At 67.1% G+C, this 23,484-nt stretch carries 23 protein-coding genes; 12 read left to right on the forward strand and 11 right to left on the reverse strand.

The window, feature by feature from the left end; genetic code table 11:
• Positions 1-164: 164 nt before the first annotated feature.
• Genes Q8O26_RS19745 through Q8O26_RS19755 form a run of 3 tightly spaced genes read right to left on the reverse strand, consistent with a single transcriptional unit; the run spans position 165 to position 2,034 of the window.
• Complete coding sequence (locus tag Q8O26_RS19745) at positions 165-1,346, reverse strand: pyridoxal phosphate-dependent aminotransferase (protein WP_305578763.1); 1,182 nt, start codon at positions 1,344-1,346, stop codon at positions 165-167.
• 29 nt (positions 1,347-1,375) lie between these two features.
• Positions 1,376-1,765, reverse strand: a complete 390-nt coding sequence (locus tag Q8O26_RS19750; protein WP_305578765.1) for a type II toxin-antitoxin system VapC family toxin — start codon at positions 1,763-1,765, stop codon at positions 1,376-1,378.
• Positions 1,762-2,034: a type II toxin-antitoxin system VapB family antitoxin gene (locus Q8O26_RS19755; protein ID WP_305578767.1), complete on the reverse strand. Its 273-nt coding sequence runs from the start codon at positions 2,032-2,034 to the stop codon at positions 1,762-1,764. Before Q8O26_RS19755 ends, Q8O26_RS19750 begins: the two co-directional genes overlap by 4 nt.
• A gap of 182 nt (positions 2,035-2,216) precedes the next feature.
• Here Q8O26_RS19755 and Q8O26_RS19760 point away from each other — a divergent pair, with 182 nt between their 5' ends.
• The 3 genes from Q8O26_RS19760 to Q8O26_RS19770 all read left to right on the forward strand — a co-directional run bounded on the left by Q8O26_RS19760 (position 2,217) and on the right by Q8O26_RS19770 (position 6,112).
• Entirely contained in the window at positions 2,217-4,019 is a 1,803-nt protein-coding gene (locus tag Q8O26_RS19760) for an IlvD/Edd family dehydratase (RefSeq protein WP_305578769.1), read from the forward strand.
• A gap of 98 nt (positions 4,020-4,117) precedes the next feature.
• A complete protein-coding gene (locus Q8O26_RS19765) occupies positions 4,118-4,951 on the forward strand; it encodes an oxaloacetate decarboxylase (RefSeq protein ID WP_305578771.1) in 834 nt (277 codons plus the stop codon).
• A 12-nt stretch (positions 4,952-4,963) separates the two neighbouring features.
• The gene (locus Q8O26_RS19770) at positions 4,964-6,112 is read left to right on the forward strand and encodes a GNAT family N-acetyltransferase (protein WP_305578773.1); all 1,149 of its coding nucleotides are present in this window, start codon (positions 4,964-4,966) and stop codon (positions 6,110-6,112) included.
• 16 nt (positions 6,113-6,128) lie between these two features.
• Here Q8O26_RS19770 and Q8O26_RS19775 read toward each other — a convergent pair whose 3' ends face one another.
• The 6 genes from Q8O26_RS19775 to otnK all read right to left on the reverse strand — a co-directional run bounded on the left by Q8O26_RS19775 (position 6,129) and on the right by otnK (position 14,429).
• Positions 6,129-6,362: a hypothetical protein gene (locus Q8O26_RS19775; protein WP_305578775.1), complete on the reverse strand. Its 234-nt coding sequence runs from the start codon at positions 6,360-6,362 to the stop codon at positions 6,129-6,131.
• Between the two features lie 101 nt (positions 6,363-6,463).
• The gene (locus Q8O26_RS19780; RefSeq protein WP_305578777.1) at positions 6,464-7,588 is read right to left on the reverse strand and encodes a serine hydrolase; all 1,125 of its coding nucleotides are present in this window, start codon (positions 7,586-7,588) and stop codon (positions 6,464-6,466) included.
• 399 nt (positions 7,589-7,987) lie between these two features.
• Positions 7,988-11,518 (reverse strand): indolepyruvate ferredoxin oxidoreductase family protein, encoded by a 3,531-nt coding sequence (locus tag Q8O26_RS19785; protein WP_305578779.1) that lies wholly within the window; start codon positions 11,516-11,518, stop codon positions 7,988-7,990.
• Positions 11,519-11,738: 220 nt separating this feature from the next.
• Positions 11,739-12,524: a hydroxypyruvate isomerase family protein gene (locus Q8O26_RS19790; RefSeq protein ID WP_305578781.1), complete on the reverse strand. Its 786-nt coding sequence runs from the start codon at positions 12,522-12,524 to the stop codon at positions 11,739-11,741.
• 7 nt (positions 12,525-12,531) lie between these two features.
• A complete protein-coding gene (locus Q8O26_RS19795) occupies positions 12,532-13,176 on the reverse strand; it encodes an aldolase (protein WP_305578783.1) in 645 nt (214 codons plus the stop codon).
• Positions 13,173-14,429, reverse strand: a complete 1,257-nt coding sequence (gene otnK / locus Q8O26_RS19800; RefSeq protein WP_305578785.1) for a 3-oxo-tetronate kinase — start codon at positions 14,427-14,429, stop codon at positions 13,173-13,175. The genes Q8O26_RS19795 and otnK overlap by 4 nt, the downstream gene beginning before the upstream one ends.
• A gap of 236 nt (positions 14,430-14,665) precedes the next feature.
• Here otnK and Q8O26_RS19805 point away from each other — a divergent pair, with 236 nt between their 5' ends.
• From Q8O26_RS19805 to Q8O26_RS19815, 3 genes are all read left to right on the forward strand, one after another.
• Positions 14,666-16,012, forward strand: a complete 1,347-nt coding sequence (locus tag Q8O26_RS19805) for a flagellar hook-length control protein FliK (RefSeq protein ID WP_305578787.1) — start codon at positions 14,666-14,668, stop codon at positions 16,010-16,012.
• Positions 16,013-16,026: 14 nt separating this feature from the next.
• On the forward strand, positions 16,027-16,677 hold the full coding sequence (locus tag Q8O26_RS19810; RefSeq protein ID WP_305578789.1) for a flagellar hook assembly protein FlgD: 651 nt from the start codon (positions 16,027-16,029) through the stop codon (positions 16,675-16,677).
• Between the two features lie 191 nt (positions 16,678-16,868).
• Positions 16,869-17,144, forward strand: coding sequence for a DUF1153 domain-containing protein (locus Q8O26_RS19815; protein ID WP_106749419.1), 276 nt, complete (start codon positions 16,869-16,871; stop codon positions 17,142-17,144).
• Between the two features lie 68 nt (positions 17,145-17,212).
• Here the strand turns inward: Q8O26_RS19815 and Q8O26_RS19820 are convergent, their stop codons facing one another.
• Entirely contained in the window at positions 17,213-17,704 is a 492-nt protein-coding gene (locus tag Q8O26_RS19820; RefSeq protein WP_305578806.1) for a DUF992 domain-containing protein, read from the reverse strand.
• A 76-nt stretch (positions 17,705-17,780) separates the two neighbouring features.
• A complete protein-coding gene (locus tag Q8O26_RS19825) occupies positions 17,781-18,737 on the reverse strand; it encodes an alpha/beta hydrolase (protein ID WP_305578794.1) in 957 nt (318 codons plus the stop codon).
• Positions 18,738-18,896: 159 nt separating this feature from the next.
• On the opposite strand from Q8O26_RS19825, the gene Q8O26_RS19830 reads away from it, so the two are divergent.
• The 6 genes from Q8O26_RS19830 to Q8O26_RS19855 form a co-directional block, all read left to right on the forward strand.
• Positions 18,897-19,139 carry a hypothetical protein gene (locus tag Q8O26_RS19830; RefSeq protein ID WP_305578796.1) on the forward strand — a complete coding sequence of 81 codons (243 nt, stop codon included), beginning with the start codon at positions 18,897-18,899 and terminating at the stop codon, positions 19,137-19,139.
• An 8-nt stretch (positions 19,140-19,147) separates the two neighbouring features.
• The gene (gene aztA, locus Q8O26_RS19835; RefSeq protein WP_305578798.1) at positions 19,148-19,885 is read left to right on the forward strand and encodes a zinc ABC transporter ATP-binding protein AztA; all 738 of its coding nucleotides are present in this window, start codon (positions 19,148-19,150) and stop codon (positions 19,883-19,885) included.
• A gap of 45 nt (positions 19,886-19,930) precedes the next feature.
• A complete protein-coding gene (locus tag Q8O26_RS19840) occupies positions 19,931-20,797 on the forward strand; it encodes a metal ABC transporter permease (protein WP_305578800.1) in 867 nt (288 codons plus the stop codon).
• A gap of 24 nt (positions 20,798-20,821) precedes the next feature.
• On the forward strand, positions 20,822-21,748 hold the full coding sequence (locus Q8O26_RS19845) for a metal ABC transporter solute-binding protein, Zn/Mn family (protein WP_371134610.1): 927 nt from the start codon (positions 20,822-20,824) through the stop codon (positions 21,746-21,748).
• Positions 21,749-21,816: 68 nt separating this feature from the next.
• Complete coding sequence (locus Q8O26_RS19850; RefSeq protein WP_305578802.1) at positions 21,817-22,956, forward strand: GTP-binding protein; 1,140 nt, start codon at positions 21,817-21,819, stop codon at positions 22,954-22,956.
• A 183-nt stretch (positions 22,957-23,139) separates the two neighbouring features.
• Positions 23,140-23,484, forward strand: a 345-nt coding sequence (locus tag Q8O26_RS19855; protein ID WP_305578804.1) for a DUF1236 domain-containing protein, incomplete at its 3' end; no start/stop codon positions are given.

Here is a 23,484-nt window from a genome sequence, read left to right on the forward strand (position 1 = left end):
GCCCGGCACAAGGCCGGGCATGACGCGAAGAGGGCAATGGCAGACTGTCGCCGTGGAGGCTCCGGAAACTCCACCCGTCATGCCCGGTCTTGTGCCGGGCATCCACGAATTCTCTTCGGATCTGCGCCGTCCCAAAGGGGCGGACGCGGTCGGCCCGTTCGGCCTCAACTGTTCCGCCGCTCCAGGAAGCCCTTCATCCGGTCCAGCGCCTTGAGGATGTTCTCCGGGGAGTTGGCGTAGCTCAGCCGGATATAGCCCTCGCCATGGACGCCGAAATCCGGCCCGCCGATCGTGGCGACACCGGCATCCTCGAGCAGGGCCGAGGCCAGGGGCTTCGCCTTCCAGCCGGTCTGGCTGATGTTGGGAAAGGCGTAGAAGGCGCCCTTCGGCACGATGCAGGAGACGCCGGGCAGCTTGTTCAGCCCCTCGACCACCAGCTTCCGGCGCGCGTCGAACTCGGCGACCATCCTGCCGACCGCGTCCTGCGGACCGGTAAGGGCTTCGAGCGCTGCGAACTGCGAGGGTGCGTTGACGCAGGAGAACGAGTTCACCGCGAGCTTGCGCGCGTACTCGTAGAGCTTGCCCGGCCAGACCGAGTAGCCGAGGCGCCAGCCGGTCATGGCATAGGTCTTGGACCAACCGTTGAGCAGGATCGTCCGGTCGCGGATGGAGGGATAGGAGAGGAGGCAGACATGCTCCTCGCCGTCATAGACCATCTGGTCATAGATCTCGTCCGACATGATGGCGACGTCGGGGAAGCGCGCCATGCCGGCGACGAGCTTGTCGATCTCCGCCTTCGGGGTGACGCCGCCGGTGGGATTGGCCGGCGAGTTGACGATGACGAGCCGGGTGTTCGGGGTGATCAGCGACAGGAGTTCGTCAGCGGAGAAGGCGAAGCCGTTCTCTTCGCGGATCGGCACGGGGATCGGCGTCGCGCCGGTATATTCGATCATCGAGCGGTAGATGGGGAAACCCGGATCCGGATAGAGGATCTCCGCTCCCGGCTCGCCGAACATCAGGATCGCCATGAACATGGTGACCTTGCCGCCGGGGACGATCATCACCTCTTCCGGCGAGACCTGGACCTTGAAGCGGCGGTCGAGATCGGCGGCCACCGCCTCGCGCAGCGGCAGGATGCCGTTGGCCGGCGTGTAGCCGTGATGCCCGTCGCGGATGGCCTTGATGGCGGCTTCGGTGATGTTCTCCGGCGTCGCGAAATCCGGCTGGCCGATGCCGAGATTGATGACATCCTTGCCCTGGCGCATCAGCGCGGTGGCGCGGGCGAGGACGGCAAAGGCGTTCTCCTCACCGATTCGGTCGAAATTGGCGACAGTCTGCAGGGTCATGGCACGTTTCCGGATGGCTCACGGTCGCGCTAGAGGGCGACCTTGACATCGGTATGCCGGAAGTCGTCGCCCTTGAACAGCAGCGGGCAATCGAGGTGCATCGCGGTCGCATAGCTGATGCAGTCGCCGAAGTTGAGCGCGGCCGGATGGCCAGTTCCGCGGCCATAGCGGGCGAAGGCGTCGGCGGCGATGCGGGCGACGGGCTCGTCCAGGGGAATGAAGGCGATGGTCGATGCAGCGATGATGGCATCGAGCTCGCCGCGTCCAAGTTTGAGGCCATAGGCGACCATGGCAGCTTCCAGATAAACCGACGCGGGGATGCCGATCGGCCTTGCCTCTGCGATCGCACGCCGGAACGTGATAGAGTCAGGCTCAACCTTCAGGATCGCGATCAGCGCCGACGTGTCGCAGACGATCATTTTGGCAGGCCGAACTCATCATACATGTCGTCCTCGATGGCTTTCATCGCGGCCCGATCGGCGTCGGTGATCGTCGCGCGAATGCGCTGCGTGATCTCATCGAGAGCCTTCATCCGGCGATCAACCTCTTCGGGTGGCAGCGTGTCCGCCGGCGTCTTGTCAGCGGTTTCAACGGCCCAGGTGATGACGGCTGTCGGCCCCATCCCTCGCTGGCGGCCGATCCGCTTGATCCGCTCTTCCAAGGCCTTGTTCCGAACCGTGATGGCCATGGTACATCCTCCGGAAGCATATGCTTCCGCAGCATATCACATGCTGCCCTTCGCCGCATGTCCCATCCGCCGCTTTTGCCGTTGCAATCCGTCCGTCGTCACGGTCAAATCCGGTGAAACGACGACGCGGCGAGAACTTCAATCGATTGAACGCTTCGCAGCGCAGCATTGGAGGAATGCCCATGGCCCGCCGGAAGATGAAGCCCCAGAACCTCCGCTCGAAGCAGTGGTTCGACAATCCCGACAATCCCGGCATGACCGCGATCTATCTGGAGCGCACGGTCAACTGGGGCCTGACGGTGGAGGAGCTGCGCTCGGGCAAGCCGATCATCGGCATCGCCCAGACCGGCTCGGACATCTCGCCGTGCAACCGCCACCATATCGAGCTTGCCCAGCGCGTGAAGGACGGCATTCGCGATGCCGGCGGCATTCCGCTGGAGTTCCCGGTGCACCAGATCCAGGAAACGCTGAAGCGCCCGACCGCTGCGCTCGACCGCAACCTGCAATATCTTTCGCTGGTCGAGATTCTCTATGGTTATCCGCTGGACGGCTGCGTGCTGCTGACCGGCTGCGACAAGACCATGCCGGCCATGGTGATGGGGGCGGCGACGGTCAACATTCCCGCCATCGTCCTGTCGGGGGGGCCGATGCTCAACGGCTGGTGGAACGGCAAGCGCGCCGGCTCCGGCACGGTCGTCTGGGAGGCACGCAAGCTGCAGGCCGACGGCACGATCACCTATGAGGAGTTCATCGACGTCGTCACCAAGTCGGCGCCCTCCATCGGCCATTGCAACACGATGGGCACGGCCTCGACCATGAACGGCCTCGCCGAGGCGCTGGGCATGTCGCTGCCCTCCTGCGCCGCGATCCCGGCGCCCTATCGCGAGCGCGGCCAGATCTCCTACGCGACCGGACGGCGGATCGTCGACATGGTCTGGGAGGACCTGAAGCCCTCCGACATCCTCACCCGCAAGGCCTTCGAGAACTGCATCGTGGCCAATTCGGCGATCGGCGGCTCGACCAATGCGCCGATCCACATCAACGCCATCGCCAAGCATATCGGCGTGAAGCTCGACATCGACGACTGGGAGAAGGTCGGCCACGAGGTGCCGCTGCTGGTCAACATGCAGCCGGCCGGCGCCTATCTCGGCGAGGAGTATTTCCGTGCCGGCGGCCTGCCCGCCGTGATGAACCAGCTTCTGAAGGCCGGCAAGATCCACGGTGACGCGATCACCGCCAATGGCAAGACCATGGCCGAGAACGTCCAGGGCGCCGTCATCACCGACGAGGACGTCATCCGGCCCTATGACAAGCCGCTGGTGAAGGATGCCGGCTTCATCGTGCTGAAAGGCAACCTGTTCGACTCGGCGATCATGAAGACGAGCGTCATCTCCGCCGACTTCCGCAAGCGCTACCTGTCGAACCCGAAGGACAAGGACGCCTTCGAGGGGCGGGCCATCGTCTTCGAGGGGCCGGAGGACTATCACCACCGGATCGACGATCCGGCACTCGCCATCGACGAGACCTGCGTGCTCTTCGTGCGCGGCGTCGGGCCGCTCGGCTATCCCGGATCGGCTGAGGTGGTGAACATGCAGCCGCCGGCCGCCCTCCTGAAGAAGGGCATCCGCGACCTGCCCTGCATCGGCGATGGCCGCCAGTCCGGCACGTCGGGATCGCCCTCCATCCTCAACGCGTCGCCGGAGGCGGGCGCCAATGGCGGGCTCGCCGTCCTCAAGACCGGCGACCGGGTGCGCATCGACCTGAACAAGCGCTCGGCCAACATCCTCATCTCGGAGGAAGAGTTCGCCGCCCGCATGGCCGAGCTCAAGGCCAACGGTGGCTTCAAGGTTCCGAAGAGCCAGACGCCATGGCAGGAGATCCAGCGCTCGATGGTCAGCCAGCTCTCCGACGGCATGGTTCTGAAGCCGGCTGTCAAATACCAGAAGATCGCGCAGAAGCGGGGCATCCCGCGCGACAACCACTGACGGACCATCACCTCAGGCGATCCCTGCCATCACGAAAAACGCTGTTGTCGCGCGGCTCCGGTCGCGCGACTTTTGCGTTCTGAACCAGGGGTCATGCCATGGATGCCTCGCTGCAATGCACCGCCTTCCGCCGCCTGCACGAGAGAGGCTGTTTCGTCATTCCCAATCCCTGGGACATCGGCACGGCGATGATGCTGAAGCATCTCGGCTTTCTGGCCCTCGCCACCACCTCCTCGGGCTTTTCCTTCTCGCGCGGCCTGCCCGACACGGACTGGGCGGTGCCGCGCGACATGGCGCTCGCCCATATCGCCGAGATCGTTGGGGCGACGGACCTGCCGGTGAATGCCGATTTCGAGTCCGGCTATGCCCGCGAACCCGCTGATGTCGCCGAGAACTGCCGGCTCTGCGTGGCGACGGGTGTCGCCGGTCTCTCGATCGAGGATCACGGCGACACGGCGGACGAGGTGATCTATCCCTTCGACCTTGCAGTGGAGCGCATCCGTGCCGCGGTCGAGGCCCTGAAGGGCACGGGCGTGCTGCTGACGGCGCGCTGCGAAGCCCACCTCTTCGGCCTGCCCGACGCCCAGGCGACGGTGCTGGAGCGCCTCGTCGCCTATGCGGAGGCCGGCGCCGACGTGCTCTATGCGCCGGGCCTGAGGACCCCGGAGCAGATCCGCGAGGTGGTAGCGGCGGTGGCGCCGAAGCCCGTCAATCTGCTGATCTCCAGCCCCATCGGTCTGACGGTGGCGGATGCCGCGGCGCTCGGCGTGCGCCGCATCTCCGTCGGTTCGGCGCTGGCGCGCGCCGCCTGGGGCGGGTTCATGAAGGCGGCGCGCGACCTCGCGAGCGAGGGGAGCTTCGACGCGCTGGCGACGGCCGAGCCTTTCGGCGCGCTGAACGGCTTCTTCCGCACCCATCATCCCCAGTCCTGACCGGAGCATCCCTTGAGCGCGCCCACATTCGGCTTCGCCGTCGACACGACGCCGGCGCCCCGCCCGACCCACGTCGTCCTCGAAGGGCGCTACTGCCGGCTCCGCCCGCTCGACCCGGCCCGCGACACGGACGGGCTCTACACTCTCTCCCACGGCCCGGAAGCCGCCTGGCAGTGGGCCTATCTCTTCTCCGGCCCCTATGCCGACAAGGCGGACTTCGCCGCCCATGTGGAGAAGATCGCCGCCGGCACCACGGACCCGGTCTACTGGGCCATCGCCGACAGGGACGACCGCGCCATCGGTTGGCTGTCGTTGATGCGCATCGACACCACCCACCGGGTCATCGAGGTCGGCTCGATCCTTTACACGCCGGCCCTGCAGCGGACGCCGGCGGCGACGGAGGCGCAGTTCCTCCTGATGCGCCATGTCTTCGAGACGCTCGGCTACCGCCGCTACGAATGGAAGTGCAACGATCTCAACGAGCCCTCCAAGAAGGCGGCTGTGCGATTCGGCTTCACCTTCGAGGGCCTGTTCCGCCAGCACATGATCGCCAAGGGTGCCAATCGCGACACCGCCTGGTACTCGATGCTCGACTGCGAATGGCCGCAGCGCCGCCTCGCCTTCACGCGCTGGCTCTCGCCCGAGAATTTCGACGCCGACGGCCGGCAGAAGGTGAGCCTCGCGGTGATGAACGCGACGACGGCGGAGGAGGCCGGCCTCACGCTACGCCGGGCGACCCTGCGCGACGTGCCCGCCATCGCCGCGCTCAAGGAAGCGGCCTATCTGCCGAACGAGACGCTGACCGGAAGTGTCTCGTTCCCGCGCATGGTGGACTATGCCGAATCCATCGCGACGCAGGAAATCTGGGTGGCGGAGGACGGCGAGGGGCTTTCGGCCTGTGCCGTGATCGAGATGGGGGCGGAGCCGGTGATCGTCTCGCTGGCGGTGCATCCCCGTCATCACGGGAAGCGTTACGGCGCCGCGATCCTGAGCTTTTCCGAGCGGCGCCTGCGCGACCTCGGCGCTCCCTTCGTCACGCTCTACACCAATTTCAGGCTGACGCAGCGGATCGAATGGTATGCGCGACAAGGGTTCGTGCGCACATCCGTCAAAGAGATGGAGGACCGCAAGGTCCAGTACATGCGGAAGGATTCCGCCTGAGGCGGAGGGCCCGGCCTCAGCGGAACGGTTCGACCCGGTTTGCCGAGCGGAAGAACGCAACGGTCGCCACGAGGCCGACGGCGACGCCGAGGAGGGTCGCGACCAGGACCGCCTGGTCGCCGAGCTTCAACAGGCTGGCAATCGCCCAGCCGGTCGCCCCGCCTGCTCCGACCGCTTCGGAGCCGACAATGACCGTCGCGCCGATCACATTGGCGATGTTGGTCCAGTTGGTGGTACCGGCTGCGGCCATCGGGGATCCTATCGACGTGCGTGCATTCGACGCATGTTGTGGCGCGAAATCGAGCGCGGATCAAGCGGTGGCGAGGGAAAATGGCCCGATCCGCTGCGGGCTTAGGCCCTCGCGTCCATGACATGGCCGAAAAAGGCGTTGAACTTTGTCTGGTCCATCCAGCGCGCCACCACCACCGTGTCGGACTCTGGATCGACCCAGATGATGTTGGAGCCGGCCCCGAGCGCGAAGACACTGCCCTCCGACGCGTTCGAGAAGCGGCTGCGACCGCGGTTCAGCCACCAGAGATAGCCGTAGTCGGTGTTGGTGGGGGAGGGGGTCAGCATGTCCGCGATCCAGGCCTTGGACAGGAGCTGGCGGCCGTTCCAAGCGCCGTCGCGGCTGATCAGCATGCCGAGCCTCGCGTGGTCAAGGGCCGAGATGAAGATGCCGCCGCCCCAATGGGCGCCGCCCGGGACCGACTGGATCTCGCGGCCGTCGATATCGACCCAGGAGGTCTCGTAGCCGTGCCAGCGCCAGGTCTCGGAGGCGCCGATGGGGTCCATGATCCGCTCCTTCAGCACCTCCGGCAGGGCGCGGCCGAAACGGCGCAGCAGGGCGTAGGAGAGGACGTTCACGCGGACGTCGTTGTATTCGTAATGGGTACCGGGCGCTTTCAGGGCGCGCTTCTTGCCCTTGCGGCTGTTGTCGGCGCCGGCGCCGATCTGGCGGTTGTGGTCGACCTGGTCGGACTTGTCGAAGATGACGCCTTCCCACTCGCTGGACTGGTGCAGGAGGTGGCGCCAGGTGATCTTCGCATTGTGGGCACTGGCGAAATGCGGACCGTCGACTGTCTTCGCGACGGGATCGTCGATGGCGATGAGGCCGTCGTCGGAGGCGATGCCGGCGAGGATGGCGAGATAGCTCTTGGCGATCGAGAAGGTCATGTCGACCCGTGAGACGTCGCCCCATGTGGCCGCCACCTTGCCTCCCCGGACGATGACCCCGGCAGGCTTGCCGCGCGGAATGACTGGCCCGACGATGGCGCTCCAGGGGCCGGTCTCGTTCCACTCGACGATGCCGACATAGCGTCCGTCCGGGTAGTAGAGGCTCATCGGCCAGGGGCTCTCGGCCGTTTCGGCGAAGGTGGTGGCGGCCTTCAGCCTCGCGGCGTCGAAGCCGAGTTCGGCCGGCGTGGCGCTCTCCCAGCCGGCGGCGACGGGCGAGGGGATGAAGGTCGAGGTCATGGCGGAGTCCGTCCGAGACGCGGGGATTTTGTATCTGCCATGAAACAGGAAGGGGTGGTAGGCGGCGGATGGGGCCGGGCCCTGCGGGGAGAGCGGGTGCTATCCCTGGGGGGGCGCTGCAGGACTGGCAGTGCGTCCTTCTAGGCTCGCCACCGGACGATGCTGACGCATCGCCGGGGCTCGCACCTCAGGATGAGGGAGGTGGTGAGTGGCAGTCAGGGGTCCCAGCGCCCCACTTGGCCTCCTGCCAGCTTTTGACCTCACTGCAGCGCTCAACCGCCCTCATCCTGAGGTGCGAGCCAATAGCGAGAGGCGAACGCATCTTGCGTTCGCTCGATGTTATGGTGAGCCTCGAAGGACGCACTTGCGTCGTGCAGTGCGCCGCGCCGTGGTCCCGCCTTACTCCGCCGCCAGCTTCACCGCCGGCTTCGGGCCGGCGCGGAAGTCGGCGAGCAGGGCTGCCTCTTCCTTCTTCGCCATGTCGAGATGGCGTGCCTTCACGTGGCCGAAACCGCGGATCTTCTCCGGGATGGCGGCGAGACCGACGGCGAGGGCATGGTTGTCGGCAGTCAGCTTCGCGACGATCTCGGCGACGAGAGCCTCGTAGTCCTTGACCAGTTGCCGCTCGGTGCGGCGCTCGTGGGTGTAGCCGAAGATGTCGAAGGCGGTACCGCGCAGACCCTTCATGCGGGCGAGAACCCGATAGACGGTCATCATCCAGGGTCCGAAGCTCGTCTTGCGCGGCACGCCGGTCTGCGGGTCGGGCTTCGAGAGCAAGGGCGGGGCGAGGTGGAACTCGAACTTCAGATCCTGCCCGTCGAAGGTCTTGGCCACCTGCTGGAGGAAGTTGCCGTCGGTGTAGAGGCGGGCGACCTCGTACTCGTCCTTGTAGGCCATGAGCTTGTAGAGGAAGCGCGCCACCGCCTCGGTCAGCCCCTGCTTGCCGGGAGCCTTCTCGGCCTCCGCCTTGCGCACGCTCTCGACCAGCCCCGCATAGCGCGCGGCATAGGCGCTGTTCTGGTAGCGCGTGAGCTGCTCGACGCGGCGGGCTATGATTTCCTCGAGCGACGCGGACAGTTTCTCCACCCCGCTCGGCCGGGTCACCGGCGCGACCAGAGCCTCGACCGCGGCGCGGTCATGGGCGCAGAGCCGGCCCCAGCGGAAGGCGGTGATGTTCATCTTCACCGCCTCGCCATTGAGCTCGATCGCCCGCTCGATGGCGGCACCGGTGAGCGGCAGGCCACCGATCTGATAGGCATAACCGACGAGGAAGAGGTTGGTGGCGATGGAATTGCCCATCAGGGCCGTGGCCAGGCGCTGGGCATCGACCAGGTGAGTGGTCTCGCGGCTGGAATGGGAGATGATGGCGCGCTTCAGCCTCTCGGAGGGCAGGGAGAAGTTGGCGTCGCGGGTGAACTGGCCCGGCATGCTCTCCACGGTGTTCACCACCACCTTGGTCGTCGATTTCATGCCGGCGAGGGATTTCTTGCCGCCGGCGATGACGATGTCGCCGGAAATGACGAGATCGGCCGAGCCGGCATGGACGCGGATGGAGTGGATGTCCTCGGGCACGCGGGCGATGCGCATGTGGGAGAAGACCTCGCCGCCCTTCTGGGCGAGGCCGGCCATGTCAATGAGGCCGACGCCTTTCTTCTCCAGGTGGCAGGCCATGCCGAGGATGGCTCCGACCGTCACAATGCCCGTGCCGCCGACGCCCTCGATCAGCACATTGTAGGTGTGCTCGATGGTGGGCAGGACCGGCTCGGGAAGGGCGGAGACATCGGCCTCCACCGCCATGGCCTGGCCCTTCTTCGGCTCGGCGCCGTGGACGGTGACGAAGCTCGGGCAGAAGCCCTTCACGCAGGAGAAGTCCTTGTTGCAGGACGACTGGTCGATGGTGCGCTTGCGGCCGAACTCGGTCTCCAGCGGCTGGACGGAGACGCAGTTGGAGACGACGCCGCAATCGCCGCAGCCCTCGCAAACGGCTTCGTTGATGATGACGCGCTTGACCGGGTCGGGGAAGGTGCCGCGCTTGCGGCGGCGACGCTTCTCGGCGGCGCAGGTCTGGTCATAGATGAGGACCGAGACGCCCGGCAGGGCGGACAGCTCGCGCTGGACCTGGTCGAGGTCGTCGCGGTGGTCGATCGAGGTGCCGGTCGGAAAGGCGATGCCCTGGCCGGCATATTTGCCGGGCTCGTCGGTGACGATGGCGATGCGCTCGACGCCCTCGGCGCGCATCTGCGCCGCAATCATCGGCATGGTCAGGCCGCCCTCGTGGCGCTGCCCGCCGGTCATGGCAACGGCGTCGTTGAAGAGGATCTTGTAGGTGATGTTCACCTTCGAGGCGACGGCGAAGCGGACCGCCAGCGAACCCGAGTGGTTGTAGGTGCCGTCCCCGATGTTCTGGAAGACATGGCCGCGCTTGGAGAACGGCGCCTCGCCGACCCAGTTGGCGCCTTCGCCGCCCATCTGGGTGAAGCCCTCGGTGTTCCGGTCCATCCACAGGGCCATGTAGTGGCAGCCGATGCCTGCATAGGCGCGCATGCCCTCAGGCACGACTGTCGAGGTGTTGTGCGGGCAGCCCGAGCAGAAATAGGGAATGCGGGTGGCGATGATCGGGGTGGTCTTCAGGATGTCCTGGGCGCCCTTCAGGCGGGCGACATTGGCGGCGACCTGGTCGTTGTGGCCGACATGTTTCAGCACCCGCTCGCCGATGCAGATGGCGACGTCGTTGGAATCGAGGGCACCGTGGACGGGAAAGAGCCAGGCGCCCGTCTCGTCCCTCTTGCCGATGACGATGGGCTGGTGGACGTGGCCGTAGAGCTCCTCGCGGACCTGCACCTCGATGAGCGAGCGCTTCTCCTCGACGACGATGACGAGGTCGAGGCCGGTGACGAAGGCGCGCAGTTCCGCCGGGTCGAGGGGCCAGGGACAGGCGATCTTGAACAGGCGGATGCCGAGATCGTTGGCCTTCACCTCGTCGATGCCGAGTTCGTCGAAGGCCTGGCGGACGTCGAGATAGCTCTTGCCGGTGGTGATGATGCCGATCTTCGGCTGGCGGCCGCCGGAGGTGATGATGCGGTTCAGTTTGTTCGCCTTGATGAAGGCGAGGGCGGCGGCCCGCTTGTACATGTGCAGGCGCATCTCCTGCTCGTGCCGGTCGTCGTTCGGCCGGATGGAGACGCCGCCGGGCGGCATGACGAAATCCTCGTCGCCCGGCAGGACAATATTGACGCGATCGACCGCACCGTCGACGACGCCGGTCGATTCGACTGTGTCCTTCATGCACTTCAGCGCCGTCCACACGCCGGCGTAGCGCGACATGGCCCAGCCGTAGAGGCCGTAGTCGAGGATTTCCTGCGCCCCGGCGGGGTTCAGGATGGGCATCATCACGTCGACGAAATGGAATTCCGACTGGTGGGCGACGGTGGAGGATTCCGCCGTGTGGTCGTCGCCCATGAGCGCCAGCACACCGCCGTTCGGCGAGGTTCCCGCCAGGTTGGCGTGGCGGAAGACGTCGCCGGAGCGGTCGACGCCTGGTCCCTTGCCGTACCAGACGCCGAAGACGCCATCGAACTTGCCCTCGCCGCGCATTTCCGCCTGCTGGGTGCCCCAGACGGCGGTGGCGGCGAGATCCTCGTTGAGGCCGGGCGTGAAGATCACGTCGCTGGCGAGGAGGTTGCGCTGGGCCTTGAAGAAGGCCTGGTCGAGCCCGCCGAGCGGCGAGCCGCGATAGCCGGAAACAAAGCCCGCAGTGTTGAGCCCGGCGCGGCGATCGCGTTCCTTCTGCATCAGCGTCAGGCGGACGAGCGCCTGCACGCCGGTGAGGAAGACCCGTTCCTTGGTCAGGTCATACTTGTCGTCGAGCGAGACGTCGTCGAACCGGATGGCATTGGCGAGATCGGCAGATGTGGGGGGAACCTTCGCCATCGCGCGCTCCTCTGGATCTGCGGGCTGTTCGCCGCGCAATCAGGGTGTGGAGGACGGAAGATTCCGCCCTTCTTAGGTCAAGGACGCTGTCACATTGGAATCGTTCTGTCGATTTCGTTCTCGACAGGGCGGGCGCAACGAGATTGCGCAACAGCTTGAGCGCAATGGCTTTTTTGCTGCATTGCACAAGATAGGCTCGCGCCTGCGAGATGGGCAGGGGTCAGGCCAGCCGCACGCCGAGCGCCTTGACCCAGGCAAGCCCGGCATCGGTGTCGCGGCGCGGGCGGTACTCGGCGCCGACCCAGCCGGCATAGCCCTTGTCGTCCAGGGCCTTGAAGATGGACGGGAAGTGGATCTCACCCTCGTCCGGCTCGGCGCGGCTCGGCACGGCGGCGATCTGGACATGGCCGATATGGGGCCACCAGGTCGACAGGTTGGTGAGGACGTCACCCTCGGCGCAGCCGACGTGGAAGACGTCGAACATGATCTTGACGTTGGGCTTGCCGACGCGGGCGATGATCTCGCCGGCGCCGCGCAGGGTGGAGTAGAAATAGCCGGGCGCTGCGCGCGGGCTGAGCGGCTCGAGCAGCAGCGTGATGCCGTGGACGGCTGCCTTGTCGGCGGCCCGCGACAGGTTTTCGACCAGCACGCTGGTGGCTGCGGGCCGGTCGGCCGGCTTCACCATGCCGGCCATGGCGTGGATCGCCTTGCCGCCGGCCGCGACCTGCCAGGCGATGGCCTGATCGATGGCGGCCTGGAATTCGGCCTCGCGGCCGGGAAGGGCACCGAGGCCGTTCTCGCCCTTCGCCGTGTCGCCCTTCACCGTGTTGACGCCGAGCATGGTGAGACCCAGCCGGTCGCAGGCGGCGCGCACCGCCAGGGGATCGGTATCGTAGGGCCAGTGCATCTCGACGGCGCGGAAGCCTGCCTTGGCGGCGGCCTCGATCTGGTCGAGGAGCGGCATGCCCTGCCAGAGAAAGCCGAGATTGGCGGAAAAGCGTGGCATGTCTGTCCTATCCCCTGAGTTTGAACGTCGCCTCGAGGTCGGCGATCTCTTGGCCTGCGAGATGCCTGACCGCCATGCCGCGGGTGAGGATGACGAGACGCGCCGTCTCCTCCAGTTCCTCCATGGCGAAGACGGCCGCCTCCAGGCTGGTGCCGGCGACCACCGGGCCGTGGCTGCCGAGGAGGATGGCGGGATGGTCTGGCGCCCTGGCGCGGATCAGCGGCGCGACATCGGCCGAACCGGGGCGCGTATAGGGCACGACCGGCACCTTGCCGACGCGCATGACCACATAGGGCGTGATCGGCGGGATGGCGTCGTCCGGGTCGGTGTCGGCGAGGCAGGAGAGGGCGGTGGCGTGGGTGGAATGCAGGTGAACCACCGCACGGGCCGAGGGCCGTGACTCGTAGAAGGCGAAGTGCAGCGGCAGTTCCTTGGTCGGCGGATCGCCGCCGACATGCCGGCCCTCGCCGTCGAGTTTCGACAGCCGGTCGGCGTCGAGGAAGCCGAGGCAGGAATTGGTGGGCGTGAAGAGATAGCCGTCGGCGAGGCGGACGCTGAGGTTTCCGGAGGACCCGGGCGTCAGGCCCCGGTCGAACATCGACTTGCCCCAGAGCACCAGGCCTTCGCGGGCGCTCGCCTCATCGGCGTTCATGCGTCACCGAGGGCGGCGAGCGCCTTGTCGTAGAAATCGAGGGCGCCGAAATTGCCGCTCTTCAGAGCGAGGCGGATGGGGCGGGGACCCTCCGCCGCGAGGGCCGGCACGCCGGGATCGATTTCCGGGCCGATATGGAAACGGTCGACTTCCAGCGCGGTGACGACGGCACCCGAGGTCTCGCCGCCGCCGACCACCAGGCGAGCGACGCCAGCGTCGGCGAGCATGACCGCGAGTTCGCCGAAGAAGCCCTCGATGGCGCCGGCGACTGCGTCCTTTCCATAGCGCTCCTGCGCCGCCTTCACCTCGGCGGGGTCGGCGGAGGAATAGACCATGGGGGCGTGGCCGATGCGCTCCATCACATGATCGAAGGCCTTCTGCGCTGTCATGGCGCCGCTCATCACGTCGTCGGGCATGACCGCGAGGCCGGGATGGCGGGCCGTGTAGGCCTTTACCTGCGCGCGCGACTGGATGGAGCAGGACCCGGAGATCACCGCGGCGGCGCCTTGGCCCGGCGTGAAGCCGGTGCCGCGGCCGGAGAGCAGGCCTTTCTTGCGGAAGTTCTCCGGCAGGCCGAGTGCGATGCCCGAGCCGCCGGTGACGAGCTTCGCCGCGCCGATGGCGCCGCCGATGGCGAGGAGATCGTCATCGGCCACCGCATCCACCACGGCGAGGCGTCGGCCCGCCTTTACCTCCTCCGCGAGGGCGATCTGGATCGCGTCGAAGCCCTGCCGGACGACGGAGAAGGGGACGAGCCCGACCTCGCCCTTCGTCTGGTGGGACAGCCAGCGCCGGATGTCCGGATCGGTCATCGGCGTCAGCGGATGGTTCTGCATGCCGCTCTCACTCAGCAGCACCCCGCCCACGAAGAGATGGCCATTGAACAGCATCCGGCCCGTCGCCGGAAAGACCGGACAGACCACCGCCACATCGGCGCCGAGGCTGTCGATCAGCGCCTCGGCGACAGGGCCGATATTGCCTTCCCTCGTGGAATCGAAGGTCGAGCAATACTTGAAGAGGATCTGGGTCGCGCCCTGCGCCAGCAGCCAGTCGCAGGCGGCGAGCGACTGGGCGACGGCCTCTTCGGCAGCGATGGTGCGGCTCTTCAGGGCGACGACGCCGGCCTCGCATTCCCCTGGCGCCGGTCCGTCGGGAATGCCGACGAACTGCATGGTGGCCATGCCACCCTTGGCCAGCGTGTTGGCGAGGTCGCTGGCTCCGGTGAAATCGTCCGCGATGCAGCCGAGAAGCATGGGTCCGCCCTGAATTCGTTCTTGAACCCACGTCTAACCGTTTGAAACCGACCCGGCAATTCTTGCCGCGCAGGGCAGGGTTTTCCCCGCCCGCGTTGCGTCGATCTCACGAGCCGGCATTGGAATCGCTCGTCTTTCCGCGCTCATCGCGGTGGCCCGAGCCTTGCTGACGTCAATGATGGGTCGTTTTCGATCACATGAGGCATTTCGTGACAGCGTCGTCGGCTTCTTCAATCATGACCGCACAGCAGGGCGCGTCGGCTCCGCGGGCCAGCCAGTCCGCGCGTCAGCCGGTGGCTTCCACGTCCTTTGCCGAGGCGCTGGACGCGATGGAGCGTCAGTCCGGCGAACCGGAGCGGGTCACCCGCCCAGGGCGCACGCGCGTCGCCAAGCCCGCCGCCGAGACCGCGATCACCACCGCGGTCGAACCGGCCCAGCCGCCGGCCGCACGCGGCGAGCAGGCGAGGCCGGTGGAGCAGGTGCCGGGCGCCACCGAAGCCGATTCGATGCCGAAACAGGGCGACGGGAGCGCGGACGACAAGCTCCTAGCGAAAACCGAGACGCCGGAGGCCGCCGCCACGCCGCAGCCTGTGGTGCCCGATCCGGCGCAGCCTGTGGCGTCCGCTCAGACGCAGCCGGCTCAGTCGCCGGTCCTGGCGGCCCCAGCCGTGGCTCCTCCGACGACCGGCGAGTCAGCAGAGGCGCCCGCCGCGGAGGCCCCGGCGATCGATGCTGCGGCCGCTGTGCCTGCTGGGGATGCCGGTGCGACGGCCGAGGGAGACGCCGCGCCCGTGCAGGCGGCAGCCGCAGGCATCAAGCCCACGACAACGCCGGCATCAGGCGAAACCAACGGCGAGAAGAATGGGGCCATCGCAGCCGCATCGCGCGACGCCGGTACGGATCAGCGAGCCGCCGCGGCGCGCCCCGCTGCTGACCCTGCGACGGCTGCACCGGAAAAACCGGCAGAACCCGCACGCGCCGAGGCCGTCCGCCCGCAGGTCGCCGAAGTCGCGACGCCGACGGCTGCTGCCGCCGCCGATAGCGCCGTGCCGGATCCGGCTCCCCAGGCCAGTGCCAGCCCGGCGCCGGCCAGCCCCTCCGCCTTCGGTACCGAAGTCGCTCAGAAGACGGCGCAGGCCCCGGCGCCCGGTTCGGCTGTTCCGATCCATGCCCTCGCTGTCACCATCGCCGCGCGGGCCAGTTCCGGCACGACCCGCTTCGACATCCGCCTGGATCCCGCCGAACTCGGCCGGATCGACGTGCAACTGACGGTCGACCGCGACGGCGCCGTCAAGTCCAGGCTCGTGGTGGAGAAGCAGGAGACGCTCGACCTGCTGCAGCGCGACCAGCGCAACCTCGAGCGCGCGCTGGCGCAGGCCGGCCTGCAGACGAGCGAAGGCAGCCTTGAATTCTCATTGAAGGACCAGGGCGGTCAGAATGCCCGGGACCGTCAGCCCGAACCACAGACCACCCGCCACCAGATGGTGGTCGAGGATGCTGAAACCGCGGCCGCCTTGCAGGCGAGTGCGGCAACCTACGCCCGAGCTGTCGCCATGCGCGGCGGCGTCGACATCCGAATCTGAAAGGACGGCGCGCGATGACCACGACCTCTCCGGTCTCGACGACCCCGGCCGGCACGACGGCCACCGCCGGATCCCGGCTGTCGAACAATTTCGACACGTTCCTTCAGTTGCTCACCACGCAGCTGAAGAACCAGGATCCCACCCAGCCGATGGACGCCAACCAGTTCACCCAGCAGCTGGTGCAGTATTCCCAGGTCGAGCAGCAGATCGCGACGAACTCCAAGCTCGACAACATGATCGCCGCCTTCACCGGCAACCAGACGACCACCTCGCTCGGTTACCTCGGCAAGACCGTCACCTACGATGCCAGTACCGTGTCGCCGACCGCCACAGGGGCGAAGTGGACGTTCACGCCGGGGCAGACCGGCGAGTACACCGTGCGGATCCGTGACTCCGCCGGGGTCGTCGTGCAGGAAAAGCAGGTCTCGCTGACCGGAAACCAGTCCAGCGAGTATCAATGGGACGGCAAGCGCTCCGACGGCCGGACCATGGGCAGCCAGCCCTATACGATGGAACTCTACAGCGGCTCGGGCACCGCGACGACGCAGGTCGCCGTAACCCACAAGGGCCAGGTCACCGCCGTCGACATGTCGACCGGAACGCCCCGCGTAACGGTGGGAACCCTCAACATCCCGCTCGCGCGCATTCTCGGCATCGCCCTCTGACGGTCACCGGAGCGGCCGATGTGCCCCCTTGGACGACGGTTGAACGCTCAGCCCTCCGGCCGAATCCGGGCGCTTTCGGTCAATGACAATGTTGAGTTTCATTGTCGAATCTCATTTAGGCCAAATTTAACGTCCTGTCGGTACTCTCAGTTCATGACGTGGTCAGTCGCGTGCGTTGTGTGAGAGTAAGTATGACCGAGCCCATGCGTCCCAGGGTGAAATATGTGATCGGACCGGACGGCAGTCCGCTGACGATCGCAGATCTCCCTCCGCCCGATACCCATCGCTGGGTCATCCGGCGCAAAGCCGAAGTGGTCGCCGCGGTGCGAGGCGGGCTCCTCAGTCTCGAAGAGGCTTGCAAGCGCTATACCCTGACCGTCGAGGAATTCCTCAATTGGCAGGCCTCCATCGACCGCCACGGCCTCGCCGGCCTGCGGACGACGCGCATACAGCAATATCGCCAGTAAGGCGTCGCTCCAGCTGCGCAAAAGCCGGCACCTTGCGGGAGCCGGCTCTTTCGCCATGGTCGGTCGGGTCAGCGCAGCGCAGCGCGGCGGAGCGTCATGTTGCCGACGCCCAGCGCCAGGTTGAGGCCCGTCTGCGCCTGCACGGAGAGCGGCTGCAGGGCGACCGTGTCGCGCGAGCCACCGACCAGTGCATTGGCGCCGAGGCCGACGGCGAAGGTCGCCTGGGCACTCGCACCGGAATAGCTGCCGGCAAGCTGATAGGGCGACAGCCGCCGGGTCGGCGCGAAGACGGCCCAGGCCAGCACGCCGCGACCGGTGATCCCGATGTCGAGGCCGACGCGGGTGAATGTTCCCGCGTAGCCCTCGGCGCGACCACGGCGCTCGGGGCGGAAGACGCAGCTCAGTTCGCGGTGCGAGCCGACGATGAAGCCGATCGCGGGCGCGACATTGCAGTTGAGCACGCCGACGCGGGTGGCGCGCTGCTGCGCCTCGGCAGCTTCGGGCAACGCAAGTCCGGCGGCGAGAAGGGTTGCGCCTGCGAGCGCAAACGGACGGTTCATCATCGTGGATCTCCGGTCGGTGTGAGGTAATGTCCTCTCAACGCCGGAAGACCAGAAAGGTTTCCGTCGTCCCGCCTCAACCGCCATGCCGTTCCAGCCAGGTCGCAACCGCGGCAAAATAGGTCTCGCGCGCCGGCTCGGCCGAGAGGGCGAGGTCGTGGATACCGCCGGCGATGCGGACCAAGGTCACATCCGGTCCGATGCAGGGCGCGCGACCGGCGATCTGCTCGACGTCCAGCACGCTGTCGGTGCGTGTGATGTCCTCGTGCCACCGGTTGTTGGGGCCGCTCCGATCGGAGCAGCAGACGAGGACAGGGACGTCGACCGCAAGCCCGTTCCCGAGCGTTGCATGGCCGCGGCGGATGGCCCGGAACCAGCCGGCGAGAACGGGAAAGCCTTCGATCGGCTTCCAGGCGAGGTTGTAGTCCCAGGTCCCTGTTCCCGAGCGGTGGATGCTGCGGCCGTAGTGGGGACCGAGACGGCTGACCATGAGACGGGGTGCCAGCGCCCCGACGAGATCGATGACGGCCGTCACGGGCCCGCGCAGGAAGGTGCTGCCCGCGAGGTCGAACCAGGGGCTGTTCATCACCATGGCGTCGATCCAGCCCCGCCCGCCGCGGCGATGGGCCCAGAGTGCCGTGATCAGGCCTCCGGTCGAATGGGACATGACGACGAGGCGTCGATGACCGTGCTGCTCGCGGATGATGTGGAGGGCCGCGTCCAGTTCCTCGTCGTAGACGGCGAGATCTGTGCAGAAGTTCGGGGTCTGGTGGGGACGCAGCGAGCGGCCGTAGTTGCGCAGATCGAGGGCATAGAACGTATGGCCCAGCGCCTCCATGCGGCGGGCCAGATGGTCCTGGAAGAAATAGTCGCAGAAGCCGTGGATGTAGAGGATGGCCGGTCCCGGTCCGCCTGCGTCCCGCCGGTGGACGAGGGTCGCCACCGCGTCGCCCTCCGCATCCGGCTGAAGCCTGAGGGTTCGGGAGACCCAGTCGTCGCCGAGGCCGTCCGGCTCGGTCACAGGCGCGTCCATGCTCTTTGCTCCCGTCATCTTCACGGCGAAGTCGCCGATCATAGCGCGCCGCCGCTCAAGTTTCGTTCATCCTCTGCTGGGCCGCACCCGGAGGTGGTTGGACGGGGCCAAGCTGCTACTGTATAACTTTTCACTCAACGAGACCGGGATCGTCCACTCTTGGCTACTCCAGCTTTGCCCGCCAGCCCCCGTCCGGTTCCTGCCGGCGGCCATGACCACGGCCATGCCCATGGGCTTGACCATGGGCATGACCTGGCTCATGCCCACGGCCATGCCGGTCGCCGTACCGTCCCGGGTCTGCGCATCGTCTCCGCCCTGACCATGTCGGCGACGGGACGGCTGCTGGCCGCCGGCCTGCTGGCCGCGACGCTCTGGCTCCTCGCCCTCTGGGCCATGACGTGAACCCGCCCATGTCCGCCGTCACCATCCGCGACCTCACCCTCGGCTATGACCGCCATCCCGCCGTCCACCACCTCGACGGGCGGATCGAGGAGGGCGCCATGCTCGCCGTGGTCGGCCCGAACGGAGCCGGCAAGTCGACGCTGCTCAAGGGGCTCGCCGGCGCCATCAGCCCGCTCAGCGGCGCGGTCGAGATGACCCGATCGGATCGCCATGCCATCGCCTACCTGCCACAGGCCGCCGAGATCGACCGCACCTTCCCGATCACCGTGTTCGAACTGGTCGCCATGGGGATGTGGCGCCGCACCGGCCTGTTCGGCGGCTTGTCCCGGGCCGATCGCCAGGCCGTCGACCAGGCGCTGGCCGCCGTCGGGCTGACCGGCTTCGAGGCGCGCACCATCGGCACGCTGTCAGGGGGACAGTTGCAACGCATGCTCTTCGCCCGGCTTCTGGTGCAGGATGCCAGACTGATCCTGCTGGACGAGCCCTTCACGGCCATCGACGCCAAGACCTGCGCCGACCTTCTCGACCTCGTGCGCCGCTGGAACGCCGAGAAGCGCACGGTCGTCGCCGTCCTTCACGACATGGAGACGGTGCGCCAGGCCTTTCCGCAATCGCTTCTCCTGGCGCGCCGGGCCATCGCCTGGGGCCCGACCGACGAGGTCCTGACGCCTGAAAACCTGCTGGCGGCACGGCGGATGACGGAAGCCTTCGACGATCACGCGGGCATCTGCGCCGAGGCGGCGTGAGCACCATGCCGATTGCCCCGCGGAAAGAGGGAGCCTTCCCCCGGCATGTATGACGCGCTGATCGGCCCCTTCGTCGAATTCGAGTTCATGCGCCGGGCCCTGGTCGGCGCCATCGCGCTGTCGCTGGGCGGTGCGCCGGTCGGCGTCTTCCTGATGCTGCGGCGGATGTCGCTGATGGGCGATGCCATGGCCCACGCGATCCTGCCGGGCGCCGCGGCGGGCTATCTCCTGTTCGGCCTCGCGCTGGTGCCGATGACGGTGGGCGGTATCGCGGCCGGCTTCGCGGTGGCGCTCACGGCCGGGCTCGTCGCGCGTTTCACCATGCTGAAGGAGGATGCCTCGCTGGCGGCCTTCTATCTCATCTCGCTGGCGCTGGGGGTCATCATCGTCTCCATGCGCGGATCGAATGTCGATCTCTTCCGCGTCCTGTTCGGCTCGGTTCTGGCGCTCGACGATCCGACGCTCATCCTTCTCGCCGCCATCACCACAGTGACGCTCGTGGCGCTTGCCCTGCTGTGGCGGCCGCTGGTGCTCGATTCCGTCGACCCCGGCTTTCTGCGGTCGGTGTCGCGGTCCGGGGCGCCGTCGCATCTCGTCTTCCTCGGCCTCGTCGTCCTCAACCTGGTGGCGGGTTTCCATGCGCTGGGCACCCTGCTGGCGGTCGGGCTGATGATGCTGCCGGCCATCGCCGCGCGGTTCTGGGGGCGCGACGTCACGGCGCTCGCCGCCATCGCCGTCGGCTTCGGCATCGCATCGGGCTATGCAGGCTTGGTGTTATCTTATAACATGGAAACTCCTTCGGGCCCATCGATCGTCCTCATGGCGGGGGTGATCTATCTGGTGTCGCTCGTTTTCGGCCCGCGCGGTGGTCTCGTGCCCACCTACTGGCCGGCGCGGCACCGCGAGGCCTGAAGTCCCGACCGGAGGACGATTTCCATGTTCACGCGACGCCACGCCGTTTCCGCCCTGCTTTCCGCTCCCTTCTTTGCCAGGTCCACCATGGCCCAGGCGACGCCGCCGCTGCCGGTCATGGCGAGCTTCTCGATCCTGGCCGACATGGTGCGGCAGGTCGGAGGCGAACATGTCGCCGTGACCAGTCTCGTCGGTCCCGACGGCGACGCCCATTCCTACTCGCCGACGCCTGCCGATGCCCGCTCCCTGGCGGCCGCGAGGGTCGTCGTGGTCAATGGGCTCGGTTTCGAGGGATGGCTGACCCGCCTGGTCCGCTCCTCCGGCACGCGCGCCAAAGTGGTGACGGCGTCGACGGGCGTGACGGCGCTCAAGGCCGAAGATGGCCATTCACACGGCCACTCCCATGGCCATTCGCATGGCGCCTTCGATCCGCATGCCTGGCAGGACGTCGCCAATGCACGGCTCTATGTGAAGGCCATCGCCGCCGGACTGTCGGAGGCGGACGCCGAACGGGCCGAGGCTTTCGCCCGCAATGCGGCCGCCTATGACGCGACGCTGGCGGCGCTCGACGCGGAGATCCGCGCCGCCGTCGGCGCCATTCCGCGGCCGCAGCGCCGCCTGCTGACCACCCACGACGCTTTCCGCTATTTCGCCAAGGCCTATGACGTGGATGTGCTCGCCGTGCGCGGCGTGTCATCCGATTCCGAGCCCTCCGCCCGACAGCTCGCCGCCCTCATCCGCCAGATCCGCCAGGGAAAGGTCTCGGCGCTGTTCATGGAAAACATCTCGGACCCACGCGCGATCCAGCGCATCGCCGCCGAGACCGGCGCGAAGATCGGCGGCAAGCTCTACTCCGACGCGCTGTCGGAAGCCGGCGGTCCGGCCGCGACCTATGTCGAGATGATGCGGCACAATGCACGCCAGATCGCCGGAGCGATGGCGCAGGGCTGATCGCCCATTCCGCACCGCCCGCCGCTCACCTATATGAGCGCAGAACCCTTCAGGCCGATGGAACGACCATGACCGACGCCGCCGCCGCTTCCCCCTCCACCGCCGCTCTCCAGAAGATTCCGGTGACCGTGCTGACCGGCTATCTCGGCGCCGGCAAGACGACGCTGCTGAACCGGATCCTCACCGAGAACCACGGCAAGCGCTTCGCCGTGATCGTCAACGAGTTCGGCGAGATCGGCATCGACTACGACCTCATCGTCGGCGCCGACGAGGAAGTCTTCGAGATGAACAACGGCTGCATCTGCTGCACCGTGCGCGGCGACCTGATCCGCATCATCGAGGGGCTGATGCGGCGCAAGGGCAAGTTCGACGCGATCATCGTCGAGACCACCGGCCTCGCTGATCCCGCTCCGGTCGCCCAGACCTTCTTCGTCGACGAGGAGGTCGGCGCGCGGACGGCGCTCGACGCCGTGGTCACGGTGGCCGATGCGAAGTGGCTCATCGATCGCCTGAAGGATGCGCCGGAAGCGAAGAACCAGATCGCCTTCGCCGACGTGATCCTGCTCAACAAGACGGATCTGGTGACACCCGCCCAGTTGCGCGAGGTGGAAGCCCGCATCCGCGCCATCAATCCCTATGCGGTCCTGCACAAGACGCAGAATTGCGCGGTGCCGCTGGATGCCGTCCTGTCGCGCGGCGCCTTCGACCTGGAGCGTATCCTCGAGATCGAGCCGGCCTTCCTGCAGAAAGACGACGGCCACCATCACGACCATGGCCATGGTCATGATCACCATGGTCACGATCACCATGGGCACGGTCACGACCACGGCCATGACCATCACCATCATGATCACGACCATACCGGCCCGGACTGCGATCACCCGAGCCACGGGCTGAAGCACTATCACGACGAGCACATGCAGTCGGTCTCGCTGCGCACCGACAACCAGCTCGATCCCGACACGTTCTTCCCCTGGATTCAGGACCTGACGCAGGTCGAGGGTGCGAAGATCCTGCGCTGCAAGGGCATCGTGGCGTTCAAGGACGACCCGGAGCGCTTCGTGTTCCAGGGTGTGCACATGATCCTCGACGGCGATCACCAGCGCGCCTGGAAGGCCGAAGAGAAGCGCGAAAGCCGCCTCGTTTTCATCGGACGTGACCTGCCGATCGAGAAGATCCGCAAGGGCTTCGAGAAGATCTCCGCCTGATGGATCGGGAACTGCCGCCGCGGAAGCCCGGCGGACGGGCCCCCGGCTCAAAGTCCGGTTAGGAACGCCGGCAGCGTCTCCACGTTGATCCCATGACGGCCCCCAGTGCTCGAAACTGAGGTCCTCATCCCTTCAACGTGGCCGAGGGCCAACGCCCGAAGGCCCAGAACCGGAGACGATCCCTTGAAGAAATTGCTCATGGCTTCCGCCATCGCTCTCGCCGCCAGCACCGCCGCCTATGCCCAGACCGGCGGCAGCGCACCGGGCGGCCTGCCCGACTCCAACGCGCCGCGCAACACCGGCAATATCAATGCTCCGAACATGGAGCAGCAGCGCATGATCCGCTCGTATTGGCAGTCCCGGCGTCCGGCCGCCGTCATCCTGCCGAACGGCATGACTGTCACCCGCGGCGCCGTTCTGCCGCAGACCGTCGAGTTGCGTGCCTTCCCGGCTGACGTCGGCATGACCGAGTACCGCTACGTCGTGGTCGGCGAGAACATGTATCTCGTCAATCCGTCGGACCGCCGC

Origin of the sequence: Phreatobacter sp. (assembly GCF_030691135.1) — a bacterium.
GTDB lineage: Bacteria > Pseudomonadota > Alphaproteobacteria > Rhizobiales > Phreatobacteraceae > Phreatobacter.

Excerpts from the sequence above, each read along its gene's own strand:
- Q8O26_RS19810 (WP_305578789.1), top strand. The coding sequence starts at position 16,027 with ATGACCACGACCTCTCCGGTCTCGACGACCCCGGCCGGCACGACGGCC.
- Q8O26_RS19805 (WP_305578787.1), top strand. The coding sequence starts at position 14,666 with ATGACCGCACAGCAGGGCGCGTCGGCTCCGCGGGCCAGCCAGTCCGCG.
- aztA (WP_305578798.1), top strand. The coding sequence starts at position 19,148 with ATGTCCGCCGTCACCATCCGCGACCTCACCCTCGGCTATGACCGCCAT.
- Q8O26_RS19765 (WP_305578771.1), top strand. The coding sequence starts at position 4,118 with ATGGATGCCTCGCTGCAATGCACCGCCTTCCGCCGCCTGCACGAGAGA.
- Q8O26_RS19825 (WP_305578794.1), bottom strand. The coding sequence starts at position 18,737 with ATGGACGCGCCTGTGACCGAGCCGGACGGCCTCGGCGACGACTGGGTC.
- Q8O26_RS19775 (WP_305578775.1), bottom strand. The coding sequence starts at position 6,362 with ATGGCCGCAGCCGGTACCACCAACTGGACCAACATCGCCAATGTGATC.
- Q8O26_RS19845 (WP_371134610.1), top strand. The coding sequence starts at position 20,822 with ATGTTCACGCGACGCCACGCCGTTTCCGCCCTGCTTTCCGCTCCCTTC.
- Q8O26_RS19760 (WP_305578769.1), top strand. The coding sequence starts at position 2,217 with ATGGCCCGCCGGAAGATGAAGCCCCAGAACCTCCGCTCGAAGCAGTGG.
- otnK (WP_305578785.1), bottom strand. The coding sequence starts at position 14,429 with ATGCTTCTCGGCTGCATCGCGGACGATTTCACCGGAGCCAGCGACCTC.
- Q8O26_RS19750 (WP_305578765.1), bottom strand. The coding sequence starts at position 1,765 with ATGATCGTCTGCGACACGTCGGCGCTGATCGCGATCCTGAAGGTTGAG.
- Q8O26_RS19815 (WP_106749419.1), top strand. The coding sequence starts at position 16,869 with ATGACCGAGCCCATGCGTCCCAGGGTGAAATATGTGATCGGACCGGAC.
- Q8O26_RS19820 (WP_305578806.1), bottom strand. The coding sequence starts at position 17,704 with ATGAACCGTCCGTTTGCGCTCGCAGGCGCAACCCTTCTCGCCGCCGGA.
- Q8O26_RS19790 (WP_305578781.1), bottom strand. The coding sequence starts at position 12,524 with ATGCCACGCTTTTCCGCCAATCTCGGCTTTCTCTGGCAGGGCATGCCG.
- Q8O26_RS19850 (WP_305578802.1), top strand. The coding sequence starts at position 21,817 with ATGACCGACGCCGCCGCCGCTTCCCCCTCCACCGCCGCTCTCCAGAAG.
- Q8O26_RS19755 (WP_305578767.1), bottom strand. The coding sequence starts at position 2,034 with ATGGCCATCACGGTTCGGAACAAGGCCTTGGAAGAGCGGATCAAGCGG.
- Q8O26_RS19745 (WP_305578763.1), bottom strand. The coding sequence starts at position 1,346 with ATGACCCTGCAGACTGTCGCCAATTTCGACCGAATCGGTGAGGAGAAC.
- Q8O26_RS19795 (WP_305578783.1), bottom strand. The coding sequence starts at position 13,176 with ATGAACGCCGATGAGGCGAGCGCCCGCGAAGGCCTGGTGCTCTGGGGC.
- Q8O26_RS19780 (WP_305578777.1), bottom strand. The coding sequence starts at position 7,588 with ATGACCTCGACCTTCATCCCCTCGCCCGTCGCCGCCGGCTGGGAGAGC.
- Q8O26_RS19785 (WP_305578779.1), bottom strand. The coding sequence starts at position 11,518 with ATGGCGAAGGTTCCCCCCACATCTGCCGATCTCGCCAATGCCATCCGG.
- Q8O26_RS19840 (WP_305578800.1), top strand. The coding sequence starts at position 19,931 with ATGTATGACGCGCTGATCGGCCCCTTCGTCGAATTCGAGTTCATGCGC.